At 62.2% G+C, this 13203-nt stretch carries 15 protein-coding genes; 7 read left to right on the top strand and 8 right to left on the bottom strand.

The genetic code is table 11. The annotated features are described in order from the left end of the window. The first annotated feature begins 39 nt into the window (after positions 1 to 39). Positions 40 to 798, top strand: coding sequence for an SDR family oxidoreductase (locus JG739_RS08105; RefSeq protein ID WP_202366017.1), 759 nt, complete (start codon positions 40 to 42; stop codon positions 796 to 798). A gap of 83 nt (positions 799 to 881) precedes the next feature. Continuing rightward, positions 882 to 1271 carry an SET domain-containing protein gene (locus JG739_RS08100; RefSeq protein WP_202366016.1) on the top strand — a complete coding sequence of 130 codons (390 nt, stop codon included), beginning with the start codon at positions 882 to 884 and terminating at the stop codon, positions 1269 to 1271. Between the two features lie 79 nt (positions 1272 to 1350). Here the strand turns inward: JG739_RS08100 and JG739_RS08095 are convergent, their stop codons facing one another. Both JG739_RS08095 and JG739_RS08090 read right to left on the bottom strand, forming a co-directional pair. Then, positions 1351 to 1758, bottom strand: a complete 408-nt coding sequence (locus tag JG739_RS08095) for a DUF6766 family protein (RefSeq protein ID WP_244749740.1) — start codon at positions 1756 to 1758, stop codon at positions 1351 to 1353. Between the two features lie 22 nt (positions 1759 to 1780). Next, complete coding sequence (locus tag JG739_RS08090) at positions 1781 to 2290, bottom strand: YciE/YciF ferroxidase family protein (protein ID WP_202366014.1); 510 nt, start codon at positions 2288 to 2290, stop codon at positions 1781 to 1783. Positions 2291 to 2698: 408 nt separating this feature from the next. Between JG739_RS08090 and rpsU the strand changes: the two genes are divergently transcribed. The 3 genes from rpsU to JG739_RS08075 all read left to right on the top strand — a co-directional run bounded on the left by rpsU (position 2699) and on the right by JG739_RS08075 (position 4612). Next, positions 2699 to 2971 carry a 30S ribosomal protein S21 gene (gene rpsU, locus JG739_RS08085; protein WP_023675331.1) on the top strand — a complete coding sequence of 91 codons (273 nt, stop codon included), beginning with the start codon at positions 2699 to 2701 and terminating at the stop codon, positions 2969 to 2971. Positions 2972 to 3124: 153 nt separating this feature from the next. Next, complete coding sequence (locus JG739_RS08080) at positions 3125 to 3973, top strand: tetratricopeptide repeat protein (RefSeq protein ID WP_023797518.1); 849 nt, start codon at positions 3125 to 3127, stop codon at positions 3971 to 3973. A 165-nt stretch (positions 3974 to 4138) separates the two neighbouring features. Continuing rightward, positions 4139 to 4612, top strand: a complete 474-nt coding sequence (locus JG739_RS08075) for a DUF992 domain-containing protein (protein ID WP_202366013.1) — start codon at positions 4139 to 4141, stop codon at positions 4610 to 4612. A 158-nt stretch (positions 4613 to 4770) separates the two neighbouring features. On the opposite strand, the gene JG739_RS08070 is transcribed toward JG739_RS08075, so the two are convergent. From JG739_RS08070 to JG739_RS08050, 5 genes are all read right to left on the bottom strand, one after another. Then, positions 4771 to 6096: an ABC transporter permease gene (locus JG739_RS08070; RefSeq protein WP_244749739.1), complete on the bottom strand. Its 1326-nt coding sequence runs from the start codon at positions 6094 to 6096 to the stop codon at positions 4771 to 4773. Continuing rightward, positions 5987 to 6730 carry an ABC transporter ATP-binding protein gene (locus JG739_RS08065; protein ID WP_202366012.1) on the bottom strand — a complete coding sequence of 248 codons (744 nt, stop codon included), beginning with the start codon at positions 6728 to 6730 and terminating at the stop codon, positions 5987 to 5989. Before JG739_RS08065 ends, JG739_RS08070 begins: the two co-directional genes overlap by 110 nt. 7 nt (positions 6731 to 6737) lie before the next feature. After that, positions 6738 to 7088 (bottom strand): hypothetical protein, encoded by a 351-nt coding sequence (locus JG739_RS08060; protein WP_202366011.1) that lies wholly within the window; start codon positions 7086 to 7088, stop codon positions 6738 to 6740. Between the two features lie 16 nt (positions 7089 to 7104). Further along, on the bottom strand, positions 7105 to 8190 hold the full coding sequence (locus JG739_RS08055; RefSeq protein ID WP_202366010.1) for an efflux RND transporter periplasmic adaptor subunit: 1086 nt from the start codon (positions 8188 to 8190) through the stop codon (positions 7105 to 7107). A gap of 145 nt (positions 8191 to 8335) precedes the next feature. After that, on the bottom strand, positions 8336 to 8665 hold the full coding sequence (locus tag JG739_RS08050; protein ID WP_202366009.1) for a hypothetical protein: 330 nt from the start codon (positions 8663 to 8665) through the stop codon (positions 8336 to 8338). Between the two features lie 114 nt (positions 8666 to 8779). Here JG739_RS08050 and JG739_RS08045 point away from each other — a divergent pair. Together JG739_RS08045 and JG739_RS08040 are read left to right on the top strand one after the other, a co-directional pair. Continuing rightward, positions 8780 to 9723 (top strand): IS630 family transposase gene (locus JG739_RS08045; protein WP_446720497.1). Its coding sequence is split into 2 segments (ribosomal slippage): positions 8780 to 9116 and positions 9116 to 9723, totalling 945 coding nucleotides; the frame shifts between segments, so codons are not numbered across the junction. A gap of 597 nt (positions 9724 to 10320) precedes the next feature. After that, the gene (locus JG739_RS08040; protein ID WP_202366008.1) at positions 10321 to 11802 is read left to right on the top strand and encodes an MFS transporter; all 1482 of its coding nucleotides are present in this window, start codon (positions 10321 to 10323) and stop codon (positions 11800 to 11802) included. A gap of 175 nt (positions 11803 to 11977) precedes the next feature. Here the strand turns inward: JG739_RS08040 and coaBC are convergent, their stop codons facing one another. Continuing rightward, positions 11978 to 13195 (bottom strand): bifunctional phosphopantothenoylcysteine decarboxylase/phosphopantothenate--cysteine ligase CoaBC, encoded by a 1218-nt coding sequence (gene coaBC, locus JG739_RS08035; RefSeq protein ID WP_202367373.1) that lies wholly within the window; start codon positions 13193 to 13195, stop codon positions 11978 to 11980. Positions 13196 to 13203: the final 8 nt, after the last annotated feature.

The following is a 13203-nucleotide window of genomic DNA, read 5'->3' as shown; positions in this document are numbered from 1 at the left end:
ATTGCCGGCAATGCTGGCGCGAAGAAAAGGACGCCAAAAATGCTCACACTCGCCAACAAGGTCGCCATCGTCACCGGTGCCAGCTCCGGCATCGGCCGCGCCACCGCAAAACTCTTTGCCGAGCAAGGCGCCAAGCTGGTCGTCGCTGCCCGCCGCCAGGCGGAGCTTGACGCCCTCGTCGCCGAAATCGAGGCGGCCGACGGCACGGCCATTGCGCTTCCCGGCGACGTTCGCGACGAGGCCTATGCCAAAGCTCTTGTCGACATAGCGGTCAAGAAATTCGGCGGGCTGGATATCGCCTTCAACAACGCCGGCTCGGTCGGCAAGATGGGTCCGATTTCGGAGCTGTCGCTGGAGGGCTGGCGAGAGACGCTCGACACCAATCTGACCAGCGCCTTCCTCGGCGCGAAATATCAGGTGCCGGCCATGATTAATCGCGGCGGCGGTTCGCTGATTTTCACCTCTACCTTTGTCGGCCATACCGTCGGCATGCCCGGCATGGCCAGCTATGCCGCAAGCAAGGCCGGGCTGATCGGATTGACGCAGGTGCTTGCCGCCGAATACGGCGCTAGCGGCGTACGGGTCAACGCGCTGCTGCCGGGCGGCACCGACACGCCTTCGGCAACGTTCAAGACACCTGAATCGCGTGCGTTCGTCGAAAACCTGCATGCCTTGAAGCGCGTCGCCGAGCCCGAGGAGATCGCCCGCTCGGCGCTCTACCTGGCTTCGGATGCGTCGAGCTTCACCACCGGAACCGCGCTGTTTGCCGATGGCGGGGTCTCGATCAATCGGACGTGAGGCAATGTCGCAAAGGCGGACTTGCTTTCCAGTGCGATTTGGCGATTTCTTCGGACACTTCTGTTCGAAGACGGACCTAAAACATGCTGCTGATCAGGACCTACATCGCTGCGAGCACAATCGAGGGCGTCGGCGTGTTCGCCGCCGAGCCGATCAGCAAGGGAGCGTCGATCTGGCGGCTCGATCCGGATTTCGACCGGATGATCCCGCTGGAAAAATATGAAACGGCGCCGCCGCACCTCAGGGAATTGCTCGACAGATATGCCTATCCAAGCCCGGACCGGCCGGGATTCATGGTCTATGAAGTCGACAATGGCCGCTTCATGAACCATTCCGAAAGGCCGAACACGGACTTTTCTCGGTATGGCGGGGCAACCGCGATCCGCGACATAGCGGCGGACGAGGAAATAACCTGCGACTACGGCGAGTTCTTCGAAGATTTCGAGCGGCTTCACGTGGCCACAGCATCATAGCGGTCTGGTTTGCGTCTGTGGAGGAACATCGCACAGCCCGGAGCGGTGATCGGCTCCGGGCCCGTTTCCAGCCCCCAGATCAGTTCCGGTGGGCGTGCGGCTCGTCGGTGAGGTGGCCTTCATACTGCAAGTCCAGCTCGCGTATCGCCTCCTTGCCCTTCTCTGGATCGACAAGCCTGAGAAGCGCGTCGATCTTGGCCTCCATCCGGTCGGTACTCTCCTTCGATTGCGGCGAGCCGACGAAGAGCAGGAACGCCAGGCCACCGACCTGCCAGAGCAGTTGCAGGAATTCCGACTGCCAGTTCTCGAGCGTGTCGCGGCTCATCTCGATCAGATAGCCCCCGAACTCGGGCGGTTGGCCAAGCGCTCGCTGCTCGTCGAGATAGGCGAACCAGCCGAAAACCCAGTGGCCGACAAGCGAAATGATGAAGAAGCCGAGGGTAATCCATGCATAGCTGTAAGCCCGCCAGACCGAAGGTCGCTTCACGTTGCTCGCCGGCCTGCTGTCGTCACCGCTTGGCATTGTCGCTGTCCGACGCCGAGCGAGCCAGGAACTGCCCCGTAGTCGCGGGCAGCTTGTTTTTCAGCCACTCGGCCATCGCCTCCTCTTCACGCAGATTTTGTTCGCAGGCCCGGGCGATCTCCGTTTCGCCGAGGGACTCGGCGGTTGCTATGAGGATCGTGTAGGAGGCGATCTCCATGTGCTCGAAGGTATAGCTCGCCAGTGAGCCTTTCATCACCTCGTCGTCGGCGAAGACGCCGCTCAGGGACTGCGCCATCGCCAGCAGCTTGCCGCCGGCGTCCTTCAGCGCCGATGTATCTTCGCCCAGTCTTTCCAGGCAGGTTCCGAGGCGCGCGGCGTGTCCCTTCGTCTCATCGAGGTGCAGCCTGATGCGCTCGCTGAGCTCGGGATAACTCTCCAGCCGATTGAGCTGGCCGTTCAGCATGGTTTCGGCCTGCTCCTCCATCGCATGCGCATCCTTGAGCCATTGGACGAGCCATTCACGGGTGCCTGACATCGGCTTTCCCCTGTGCTTGTTTCGCCGCAACAACCATTGGGGAACGAGGTTGGTTCCTTCGTTGATAGAGCTGGGCTGAGCGTTCTGCCGGATTGGGCAGCAGGAAATTTATCGGTGGCGGAGAAAACGCCAACGATCTCTCATCGGCGCGGGGAGCCCGCCCGAGCAGGCGAATATGCTACCGGAGGTCGTAATTCCTTGCTTTGTGACGGCAGTTATGCTATTGGTTTGCGCATGGTGTGATTTGCGCCGACGACCCGCCGCTGAGGCGGGTTTTTCGTTTCGGCAGTGGACAGAGCGGCATGATTCTGCTATCAGCCGCCACAATTCGTGGTGTAGACCGCCGCGGAGGCAAGCGACTTTGGCCACTTGCCTGTTGTTAACAAAACCCGAAAGACAGGATTGCACGTGCAGGTACTCGTCCGCGACAACAATGTTGATCAGGCGCTTCGCGCGCTCAAGAAAAAGATGCAGCGCGAAGGCATCTTCCGCGAAATGAAGATGCGCGGACATTATGAGAAGCCTTCCGAAAAGCGCGCCCGCGAAAAGGCGGAAGCCGTTCGCCGCGCCCGCAAGCTGGCCCGCAAGCGCGCTCAGCGCGAAGGCCTGCTGCCGATGACGCCGCGCCCGGTGGCGGCTGGTGCTGCTGGCGCTGGCGCTCCGCGTCCGCCGCGGTTCTGACGTCAATTTTTCGTCCTTTTCGAAGGATACCAAGGGTGGCGCGATGTGTAATCGCCGCCACCTTTTTGTTTTGAATTCGACCAGTTCGCAGAGGGCCGGTTCGGAGACGGACCAGACCTGACGGCGCGGGCGGGCAGTGAGGACAGAGCAGACATGAACGCAATTAGCGTGGAGCGCAGAACCGCAATGCGCGGCTTCGCCCTGACGGCAACCTTGCTTTCCGGACTGGCGCTCGCCAGCTGCCAGACAGCAGCCCCGACCGGCGAATTCACCAACATCGACAGGGCGCAAGGGTCGGCCGAGAACATCTCCTCGCTATCGGCCGTCATCCAGCGCAGTCCTCAGGACCCGGAAGCTTACAATGTGCGCGGCTCGGCCTATGGCCGCGGCGGCCAGTATCAGGCGGCGCTCAAGGACTTCAACACCGCCATCCAGCTCAATCCGAATTTCTACCAAGCCTATTCGAACCGCGCTCTCATCCAGCGCTTCCTCGGCGACCAGGCGGCCGCCCTTGCCGACTACAACCGCTCGATCCAGATCAATCCCGATTATGACGCAGCCTATATCGGCCGCGGCAATCTCTACCGCAAAGCCAACCGGATCCAGGAAGCGTTCAACGACTTCCAGAAGGCCATCCAGCTCGACACGACAGATGCGCGCGCCTATCACAATCGCGGCCTGATCTATCAGAGCCAGGGCCAGCACGCTTTCGCCATCGAGGATTTCTCGACCGCCATCTCGCTGGCGCCGGATGCCGCCGATCCCTACAATGGCCGCGGCCTCTCCTATCTCGCGACGAACGACGAGGACAATGCCTTCGCCGACATCAACATGGCGATCAAGCTCGACGGCAAGAATGCCGAGGCCTGGTCCAACCAGGCGCTGATCTACGAGCGGCGCGGTGACAAGGCCAAGGCGGCAAAATCTTATCGCGAGGCCGTGCGCCTCAGCCCCACCTACCAGCCGGCCAAGGACGGCCTGGCACGCACCAGCGCCGCCTGACCGGCGGCGGCTTTTCGGCCTGATATGGCGGGCCTGCCGTTTGGCATGCCTTCGAAACCTTCAACGACTGTGCATTGACGCCCGCCTTGATCGCGCCAAGTTCTCGGCGGAACGCTCGGGACACTTAGCCGTTGTTCAAGGCTGTTCGCGAAAAGGACCCCTCCCATGATAAAGAAACTCGCCTGTGCCGCCGCCCTCGCCGCTACGGTTCTCGCCACCCCTGCCAGCGCGGGCAGGCTGCAGCTCGGTGTGCTCGACTGCACCATCGACGGCGGCACCGGCTATATCGTCACATCCAACAAAGGCGTGGCCTGCACCTTTCGCCCTCATCATGGCGGCCCCCCCGAAGCCTATACCGGGGTCATTTCCAAGCTCGGCGTCGACGTCGGCAGGACTCACCAGGGCGAATTGATATGGGCGGTTCTGGCGGCCACCCGCGACCGTGGTGCCGGCGATCTTGCCGGCAGCTACTATGGCGTCAACGCCGAGGCCAGCCTGGTAACCGGCGGCGGCGCCAACCTTCTGGTCGGCGGCTTGAACAGCGCCTTCTCGCTGCAGCCTCTCAACGTACAGGCGCAGACCGGCGTCAACCTGGCCGTCGCCGTCACCTCATTGGAGCTGATCCACTCTTTCAAATAAGCGCCATAGCGTAACTCTGCATGCGGCGCGGAAGGACTGTTCCGCGCCGCATGATTTTTGTGGGGACCTTTGCGGTTCGAAATTGACCGGTTAACGCGCAGTGCCGCCAAACTCGCTCGATTTTGTGGGGACGCAGAGGATTCAACTATCCGTGCTGATCATTCTGTGCGCAGCGCTTCGATTGGCTGTAGCCTTGCGGCCTTGCGGGCGGGATAGTAGCCGAAGAAGACGCCTACCGCCGCGGCAAAGCCGACAGCCAGCAGGACGGCGCTGAGGTCGATGATCACCGGCCATTGGGCGATAGAGCCAACGGCGATTGCCGCAGCAATGCCAATAGCGGCACCTAGAATACCCCCGAGCAAGGCAAGCGTTACTGCCTCAACGAGAAACTGGCCAAGGATATCTCGCCGTCGCGCGCCGACCGCAAGCCGCAGTCCGATCTCGCGGACCCGCTCCGTCACCGTCACCAGCATGATGTTCATGATGCCGATCCCGCCCACCACCAGCGAAATTGAGGCCACCGCCGAAAGCAGCAGCGACACCACGCGCGTGGTCGAACCCTCGACATTCGCAGATTCGGCGAGGTTGCTCACCATAAAGCTGTCTTCCTGACCCGTCCGCAACCGATGGCGCTGCCACAACAGGTCGCGGATAGCTGCCATCGTGTCCTCGGCCGAGACCCAATCGGCGAACTTGACGGTGATGCTGTGTACGAAGGTCGGATTGGCGCGGCTCGTGCCTATGAACTGACGTCGCACCGTCTTTAGCGGCACAAGTGCCACATCGTCCTGATCATCGCCCCATACGCTCTGACCCTTCCGCTCCAGCAGTCCAATCACCGTGAACGGCACGTCGCGGATGCGAATCGCGGCGCCTACCGGATCGGCTTTTCCGAACAATTTCTCCCGCATCGTCGTTCCGAGGAGCACCACATTGGCGACGCGCTTGTTGTCCTCCGGGGTAATCTCCTGCCCGGCGATAACGCGCCATTCGCGCGCCGAGAAATATTCCGGCGTCACGCCGCGCACCACGCCTTGCCAATTGCTGGAACCGATCGTGAACTGCTCGCGGGCGTGGAGGAGTGGCGCCGCCACCACGACGCCAGAGATTTCCATTCCGATCGCCGCCGCGTCCTCTTCGCTCAGCCGTGGCGCGCCACCGGCCCCAAGCCGGACACTGCCCATCTTCGCACTGCCCGGACTGATGCTGATGAGGTTGGCGCCAAGGCTGCGGATCTGGGTTGCGATGCGTTCGCGCGCACCAACCCCGATCGCGATCATCACCACGACAGCGGCCACGCCGATGATGATGCCCAACATGGTGAGCGCGCTGCGCAGATGATGGGAGCGTAATGATCGCAAGGCCGTTCTTGTGCTACCGGACATTGTTGTAAGCCAGCGATAGATGGCGAGCGTTACCCAGAGATCGGGTCTGTTGCACGACAGGGGTGTCGGACACGACGCGACCGTCTCGAAAGGCGACAATGCGATCGGCATGGGCAGCTATCTCCGCCTCGTGGGTGACCAGCACAATAGTCAGGCCCTCTCCATTGAGGCGGCGGAGAATTGCCATGATCTCCAGCCCGGTCTGGCTGTCGAGCGCACCAGTGGGTTCATCGGCGAGCAGAAGCAAAGGCTCCGTCACCAGAGCACGGGCAATGGCAACGCGCTGCTGTTGTCCGCCCGAGAGTTCGGCAGGAGTATGTCTGGCCCGATCGGCGAGCCCTACCCTGGCCAGCATCGCCAGGGCTGCGCGCCGCCGCTCTCCAGCCCACATGCGGCGATAGACAAGCGGCAGTTCCACATTTTCTAGTGCGCTGGCCCGCGGCAGCAGATTGAACGACTGAAACACGAAACCGATGTTGCGATTGCGGATCGCAGCGAGCTCATCGTGATGGAGTCCGCCGACGTAAACCCCGTTCAGCCGATAGCGGCCTTCGCTGGGCCTGTCGAGGCAGCCCAGAATGTTCATGAAGGTAGACTTGCCTGACCCAGAAGGTCCGATCACCGCGACGAATTCGCCTCGTTGAATCGTCATGCTCACCCCTTCGAGCGCCCACACCGGCCCTCCGCCAACGCGGTAGCAATGGCGCAGCCGGTCGACTTCGATCAGGGCCATGGATGCCTCACCGCAACCGGAACTTGACCAGGACGGAAGACGTGTCATCGTCCCGACGCGGAGCAGTGGCAAGCCCTGTAATGACCTGCTGCCCCTCGGTCAGGTCGCCTGCCAGTACCTCCGTTGCACGACCGTCGGTGATTCCAAGCCGGAGCGAAACCCGCTTCGGCTCGTGGTCTGGCCCAACTACAAAGACCTCGCCCGGGCTCCCTGGCTCTACGCCCGTTTCGGCAATGGCCGGCGCGGTTGAACGCGCCTCCTCCCGGATATCACTCGGCGGCCGGAAACGCAGGGCCGCATTAGGCACTTTCAAGACGCCCTGTCGCCTTGCCACCACCACGCTCAGATTGGCGGTCATGCCGGGCAACAGCAGCTCATCGGAATTTTTCGTACCGACCACCACTATGTATGTGACGACATTTTGAACGACCATGCGGTGCCTTGCGTATCTGCTTCACCGTGCCGGTGAAAATTCGGTCGGGATAGGCATCGGCGGTGAAGGTAACCGGCTGGCCAAGCGCAAAACGGCTAATATCGGCTTCGACCACCGAGGCCTCCACCTGCATCTCAGTCAGATCCTGAGCTATGGTGAACAGGATCGGTGTCTGCAGGCTAGCCGCCAGGGTCTGACCGCCACTGACGGCGCGATTGACCACTGTGCCGGTGACCGGCGCGCGTACATAGGTGCGGTCAAGATCGATTTGAGCCTGCTGAAGCACCGCTTCCTTCTGCTTCACCTGGGCAAGCGTGTTGGCGAGCTCCGCTTCGGCCATGTTGAGTGTCGCTTTGGCGGCTCGAACGGCTGCCGATTGCGACAGTTCCTCCGCCTGGGCCGCAGTCGCCTGCGCCTTGGCAGAATTATGCGCAGTGTTGTCCCGCTCCCACTCACCTACCGCGATGATCTTTTGCTTAGCCAGCGAGCGTTTGCGGTTCACCTCCTGCGCCGCACCATCGAGCGCGATTTCGGCGCGTGCAGTCTGTGCTGCGGCAGAATCATATCTCGCCTCGGCGGTCTCTAACTCTGCCCTGGCCCGCTCGATCTGGGCCCGCTGTACGGAAACCTGCGTTTGGGCCATCTCCCGTTCGGCAAGGGTTTGCGCTACTCTCGCCTCATAAATCTCCGGCTCAACCCGGGCGATGACCTGGCCCTTGGTAACCTTGGAGTTGAAGTCGACATAGAGTTGCTTCACCCGACCCGAGAGCTGAGAACCGACTTCCACCATAACCAATGCGTTCAGCGTGCCAGCCGCCTGAACTGTTGTGATGATATCGCCGCGCTCCACGGCTTGCGAGCGATAGGCGGGGGTATCGGGCCGGATCGAGGACGGCTTGAGGAGAGCTGAGAGGTTATTGAAGGCCGACAATACCTGGCCGGAAGTCGCCGATGGCGACGGTCCCATCGAACTCCCTGGCGTCACCGCGGCGCCGAGGATTACCGTAACGAACAGAACGCTGCGCATCATGTTCTGACCACCTCCGAGCCGGAAGGAGAAGTAGACCCCTCCCAGCTCTAATCTGTGCTTTGGCAGTAGAGGAATTTATTCCACCTATAGAATAAATTCATGAACAGCCAACCACATAAACGAAAACTCGAATTTTCGGATATTACTGCTGCTTGCATTGACCTTGATTACCCTCGCAACCCGTCTCGGTCTTGTTGCCGATATTGCCCTTGCCTTCAGCAGTGTCCTGCGTTGCCGTGCCGAACGCATTGCCATTCACATCCTTCGTGTCCTCATTGCATTGGCAGTCCGGAACCGACCCCGTCTTCTCGCAAGTAGCCACACCAGCGGCGCCGCAGAAGTCTGTGCACTGCTGCGCCGACACGCCAGGACAGTTGTTCTGCGCCAGCGCTCCGCCTGTTCCAAGCAACAGTGTCCCACCCATGAAAGCCGCAGCCGCGGCCAGCTTTAAAACACTATGTCCAACAATCATGTTTTCCTCCGAATTTGCCAGAGCTAGAGCGGGATGAGATTTATGGGAGTCGTGGGATTCCCAAATCAGCGATGATCTGATTCAACCTTGCTGCTGGGCAGGAGGCCAGCATTGATGGTTGGATATTCAATGGACCTGCGCGAACGGGTTGTTGCGGCGGTCAAGGTTGAAGGGCTTTCGCGGCGCGCGGCGGCTGCTCGATTTGGCGTCAGCTACAGCGCGGCGATCGAGTGGCTGAAGCGGGTGGAACAGACGGGGAGCGTGGCGCCCCGCCAAGTGGGCGGCTACAAGCCGAAGAAGATATCGGGAGCGTGGCGCGACTGGCTTGTCGAGCGCTGCCGGGAGAAGGACTTCACCTTGCGCGGGCTTGTGGCCGAACTTGGCGAGCGTGGCCTGAAGGTTGACTACCGCTCGGTGTGGGAGTTCGTGCACGCCGAGAAGCTGTCTCACAAAAAAAGACGCTGATCGCCGCCGAGCAAGATCGTCCCGATGTTGCGCGCCGACGGAGGCAATGGGTTCTGTATCAGGACCGGATCGACCCCGCCCGCCTGGTGTTCATCGACGAGACCTGGACCAAGACCAACATGGCCCCGCTCAGGGGTTGGGCACCGGTCGGACAGCGGATCAAGGCCAAAGTTCCCAATGGCCACTGGAAGACAATGACCTTTCTGGCTGCGCTGCGTCATGATCGCGTCGAAGCGCCCTGGCTCATCGACGGGCCGATCAACGGCGAGAGGTTCCTCCTCTATGTCGAGAAGGTTCTCGTGCCCACTCTCCAGCCGGGCGACATCGTTGTGATGGACAATCTCGGCAGCCACAAAGGCAAGGCCGTGCGTCGCGCCATCCGAAAGGCCGGCGCGAGGCTCTTCTTCCTGCCGAAATACTCGCCTGACCTCAATCCGATCGAACAGCTCTTCGCCAAGCTCAAGCACTGGCTGCGAAAGGCCGCAAAGCGCACCGTTGAAACGGTCTGCAACGCCATCGGCCAGATTCTCAACCGCGTCACACCGCTCGAGTGCTCAAATTACTTCGCAAACTCAGGCTATGACCGCAGGTAATCTCATCCCGCTCTAGAGGGGTGCTGCGCAGGCCATCTCTGGCACTGGTCGGCAGCATGAGGGCGCAGAGCGAGCCCTCGATCCGGCTCGATCGATTATGCTGTGGGAGATGTGGAAGTTATGAGGCCGCCAGCAGCGGGTTATGCCGCCGGGCCTCCCAAGACTCTTTCGGGTGAAGGTCCCTCTGCGGCGCATAGAACCGCCGCGATATTTTGCTTGCGCAAATAGGTAGCGCTCATTGTCGTGCTCCAGTACGACCGAAGCATGGTAATATTCGCTGTAACTAATATAATAAGTTGCAGAAGCTGGCAACAATTAACTAGCACATAGGCGCCGCTAAATCGTTTCAGTGAGGGGAACCAACATCGCTATCCGCGGGAGCTAGTTCCAGTTGCGCAGCACAACGGATTGATAGTGGCGCCGGGATGCGCGATCCCTCTGGTCCCGCGTTCATCGCATCGAAGCACCGCAAAAACCGCTTGAGCTCAACTGCGGTTGAGGTTCTACAACCCGTCCCCGAAGCGCCGCGTGCCTGTTGGAGACGAAGAGCGCTCCACCATTTTTTGAATCGGCGTATAAGAAGTTTGGGAGGGCGGGGTGATCGAAACCAGCACAAACAGGGTCGACTGGCGGGCACTGTGGGCGAGTGGCGATCTAGCGCGCTTCTGCTTCATCAGCCTCGGCATCCTGCTGCACGCCACCAACGAAACCATGGTGGCGACGGTGATGCCGGCGATGGTCGGCGAACTCGCCGGCGTTCAGCTGGTCGGCTGGTCGCTGGCGATCTACGAGCTCGGCGCCATCGTCGCCGGTGCCGGCGCCGGACGGCTGGTGAGCTATGTCGCCCTACGCAGCAACATGATGGTCGCCGCCCTGCTCTATGCCGCCGGCGCCCTGGTCTGCGCCACCGCGCCGTCCATGCCGCTGTTCCTGACCGGGCGTCTGATCGAAGGGCTTGGCGGCGGCGCGCTGGTGTCGCTGGCCTTCGTCTCGGTCGAGCGGCTGTTTCCACGCGCCATCTGGCCACAGCTTTTCGGCGTCATGTCGGCGATCTGGGGCGTCGCCGCGTTCAGCGGGCCGGTGCTCGGTGCGTTGATGACCGAGTTGTCCTCCTGGCGCTGGGCTTTCGGTATCTTCACGCTCGGCGGCACCGCCATGGCATTGGCGAGCTTCATCGTGCTCGACGCGCCCGAGGCGACCCGGCCGCAGGCGATCACTGGAACCGCGCCGCCCTTCCCCTTTGCCGCGCTCGGCTGCCTTGCCGTCAGCGTCGTGCTGATCGCCACGGCCGGTGTCGACATTGCCGTGCTGCGCTCCTCCCTGCTGCTCATCCTCGGCCTGATCGGACTTGCGCTGTTCATTCGCCTCGACGCGCTGCTGCCGGGCTCGCGGCTGTTCCCGTCGCGGCTGTTCTCATTGCGCTCGCCGGTTGGTGCTGGCATGACCATGGTCGCCGCGTTTTCGGTGGCGACCTGTTCCTTCGCCGTCTACGGGCCGCTGCTTCTGACCAGCCTGCACGGCATTCCGATCCTGACCACCGGCTATATCATCGCCGCCGAATCGATTGCCTGGTCGATCCTGTCGATCCTCGTCGCCAATGCGCCGGCGGAGCGGGAAAGACTGATCATCACCGGCGGCGCGCTGATGATTGCGACGGGCATCACCGGTTTCGCCTATGCCGTGCCGGCGGGTTCGATTCCGCTGATCCTGTTTTGCGCCTTGCTGCAGGGCGGCGGCTTCGGCATTGCTTGGCCCTTCGTCACACGGGTGATCGTCGCATCGGCCAGCGACGGCGAGCAGACGATCGCCTCCGCCGCCGTGCCGACCATGCAGCGCATCGGCTATGCGGTCGGTGCCGCGTTGACCGGCATCGTCGCCAACGCCAGCGGTTTTTCCGAAGGCCTGAACCGCGAGGCGGCGGCCAACGTCGCCACCTGGCTGTTCCTCGCCTTCGTGCCGCTCGGGGTTCTGGGATGCCTTGCCGCGCTGAGGATCCCGGGGCCGGCAGCCCCACGGCCGGCGGAGCTGCCAATCTCCCCCCTTGTGGGGGAGATGCCCGGCAGGGCAGAGGGGGCGTGAAGGATCGCCAAACGTGGGCTTAACCTACCCATACGAGACAGCGCCGATTCCTGGGATCCTGTTATTTCGAGCGCCGCTGCGGAACACGATCTTTCGAAACGTCGGCGGGACAGCGCCCCCTCTGGCCTGGCCCTCTGCCAAAACTTGGCATCTCCCCCACAAGGGGGGAGATTGACTAGACGATGATCGTCTTCAGCCGTTCGGCGATCAAGGCGGCGAGCCGAGTCGCCACCTCGTCCTTGCTCATCTCGGGCCATTCGTCGACACCGGCCTTCGAGACGATCCGCACCCGGTTGCGATCACCGCCCATCACCCCGCTTTCGTGGGACACATCGTTGGCGACGATGAAATCGACGCCCTTTTTCCTGAGCTTGGCTTCGGCGTTGCGGACGAGATCCTGCGTTTCAGCGGCGAAGCCGACGACCAGGCTGGGCCGCTTCCGGTGGTGACCGATACCGGCAAGAATGTCAGGGTTTTCGACCATCTGCAGCGCCGGCGGCCCCTCGCCTGCAATCTTCTTGATCTTCTCGCCGGCCGATGTCTCGCTGCGCCAATCGGCAACAGCAGCGACAAACACGGCCGCATCTGCCGGCAGAAGCTGTTCGACAGCGTCCTTCATCTCGTTCGCGGTTTCAACATGCAGCGTGGTGACACCAGCCGGATCGGCAATGCCGACCGGACCGGAGACGAGGCGCACATCGGCGCCCAGCCTTGCCAGCGCCGCCGCGATGGCATGGCCCTGCTTGCCGGACGAACGGTTGGCGATGTAGCGCACCGGGTCGATCGGCTCATGCGTCGGCCCGGAGGTGACGATGATCTTTCTGCCCGCCAGCGGCTTCGGCCCGATATCGAGCAGCGCCTCGATCGCAGCAACGATCTCCAGCGGCTCGGCCATGCGGCCTTCGCCCGCCTCGTTGCTCTCGGCCATCTCACCCTTTGCCGGGCCGACGAATGCGACGCCGTCCTTCTGCAACGTCGCGAAATTGCGCCGGGTCGCCGGATGCGACCACATTTTCGGGTTCATGGCTGGCGCCATCAACACCGGCTTGTCGGTGGCAACGAGCACGGTGGAGGCAAGGTCGCTGGCGTGGCCATTGGCGAGCTTCGCCATCAGGTCGGCGGTGGCCGGCGCCACGACGACAAGGTCGGCCTCGCGCGACAGGCGGATGTGGCCGACATCGTGTTCGTCATAGCGGTCGAACAAATCGGTGAAGACGTGGTCGGCCGACAGCGCCCCGACCGACAGCGTGGTTACGAACTCCTGCGCCGCAGCGGTCATGACGACACGCACGGCGGCGCCGCGCTCGCGCAGCCGGCGGATCAGGTCGAGCGCCTTGTAGGCGGCGATACCACCGCCGATGATGAGCAGGATGCGCTTGCCGGAGAGGATCATGCCCAAGA

Source organism: Mesorhizobium sp. L-2-11, from assembly GCF_016756595.1.
GTDB lineage: Bacteria > Pseudomonadota > Alphaproteobacteria > Rhizobiales > Rhizobiaceae > Mesorhizobium.
This window is presented reverse-complemented; position numbering and strand designations above follow the sequence as displayed.

What these genes read in the sequence shown, in the direction of transcription:
- JG739_RS08075 (WP_202366013.1), top strand. Translation starts at nt 4,139, where the DNA reads ATGATAAAGAAACTCGCCTGTGCCGCCGCCCTCGCCGCTACGGTTCTC.
- JG739_RS08060 (WP_202366011.1), bottom strand. Translation starts at nt 7,088, where the DNA reads ATGACCGCCAATCTGAGCGTGGTGGTGGCAAGGCGACAGGGCGTCTTG.
- JG739_RS08065 (WP_202366012.1), bottom strand. Translation starts at nt 6,730, where the DNA reads ATGGCCCTGATCGAAGTCGACCGGCTGCGCCATTGCTACCGCGTTGGC.
- JG739_RS08080 (WP_023797518.1), top strand. Translation starts at nt 3,125, where the DNA reads ATGAACGCAATTAGCGTGGAGCGCAGAACCGCAATGCGCGGCTTCGCC.
- JG739_RS08055 (WP_202366010.1), bottom strand. Translation starts at nt 8,190, where the DNA reads ATGCGCAGCGTTCTGTTCGTTACGGTAATCCTCGGCGCCGCGGTGACG.
- coaBC (WP_202367373.1), bottom strand. Translation starts at nt 13,195, where the DNA reads ATGATCCTCTCCGGCAAGCGCATCCTGCTCATCATCGGCGGTGGTATC.
- JG739_RS08105 (WP_202366017.1), top strand. Translation starts at nt 40, where the DNA reads ATGCTCACACTCGCCAACAAGGTCGCCATCGTCACCGGTGCCAGCTCC.
- JG739_RS08050 (WP_202366009.1), bottom strand. Translation starts at nt 8,665, where the DNA reads ATGATTGTTGGACATAGTGTTTTAAAGCTGGCCGCGGCTGCGGCTTTC.
- JG739_RS08100 (WP_202366016.1), top strand. Translation starts at nt 882, where the DNA reads ATGCTGCTGATCAGGACCTACATCGCTGCGAGCACAATCGAGGGCGTC.
- JG739_RS08090 (WP_202366014.1), bottom strand. Translation starts at nt 2,290, where the DNA reads ATGTCAGGCACCCGTGAATGGCTCGTCCAATGGCTCAAGGATGCGCAT.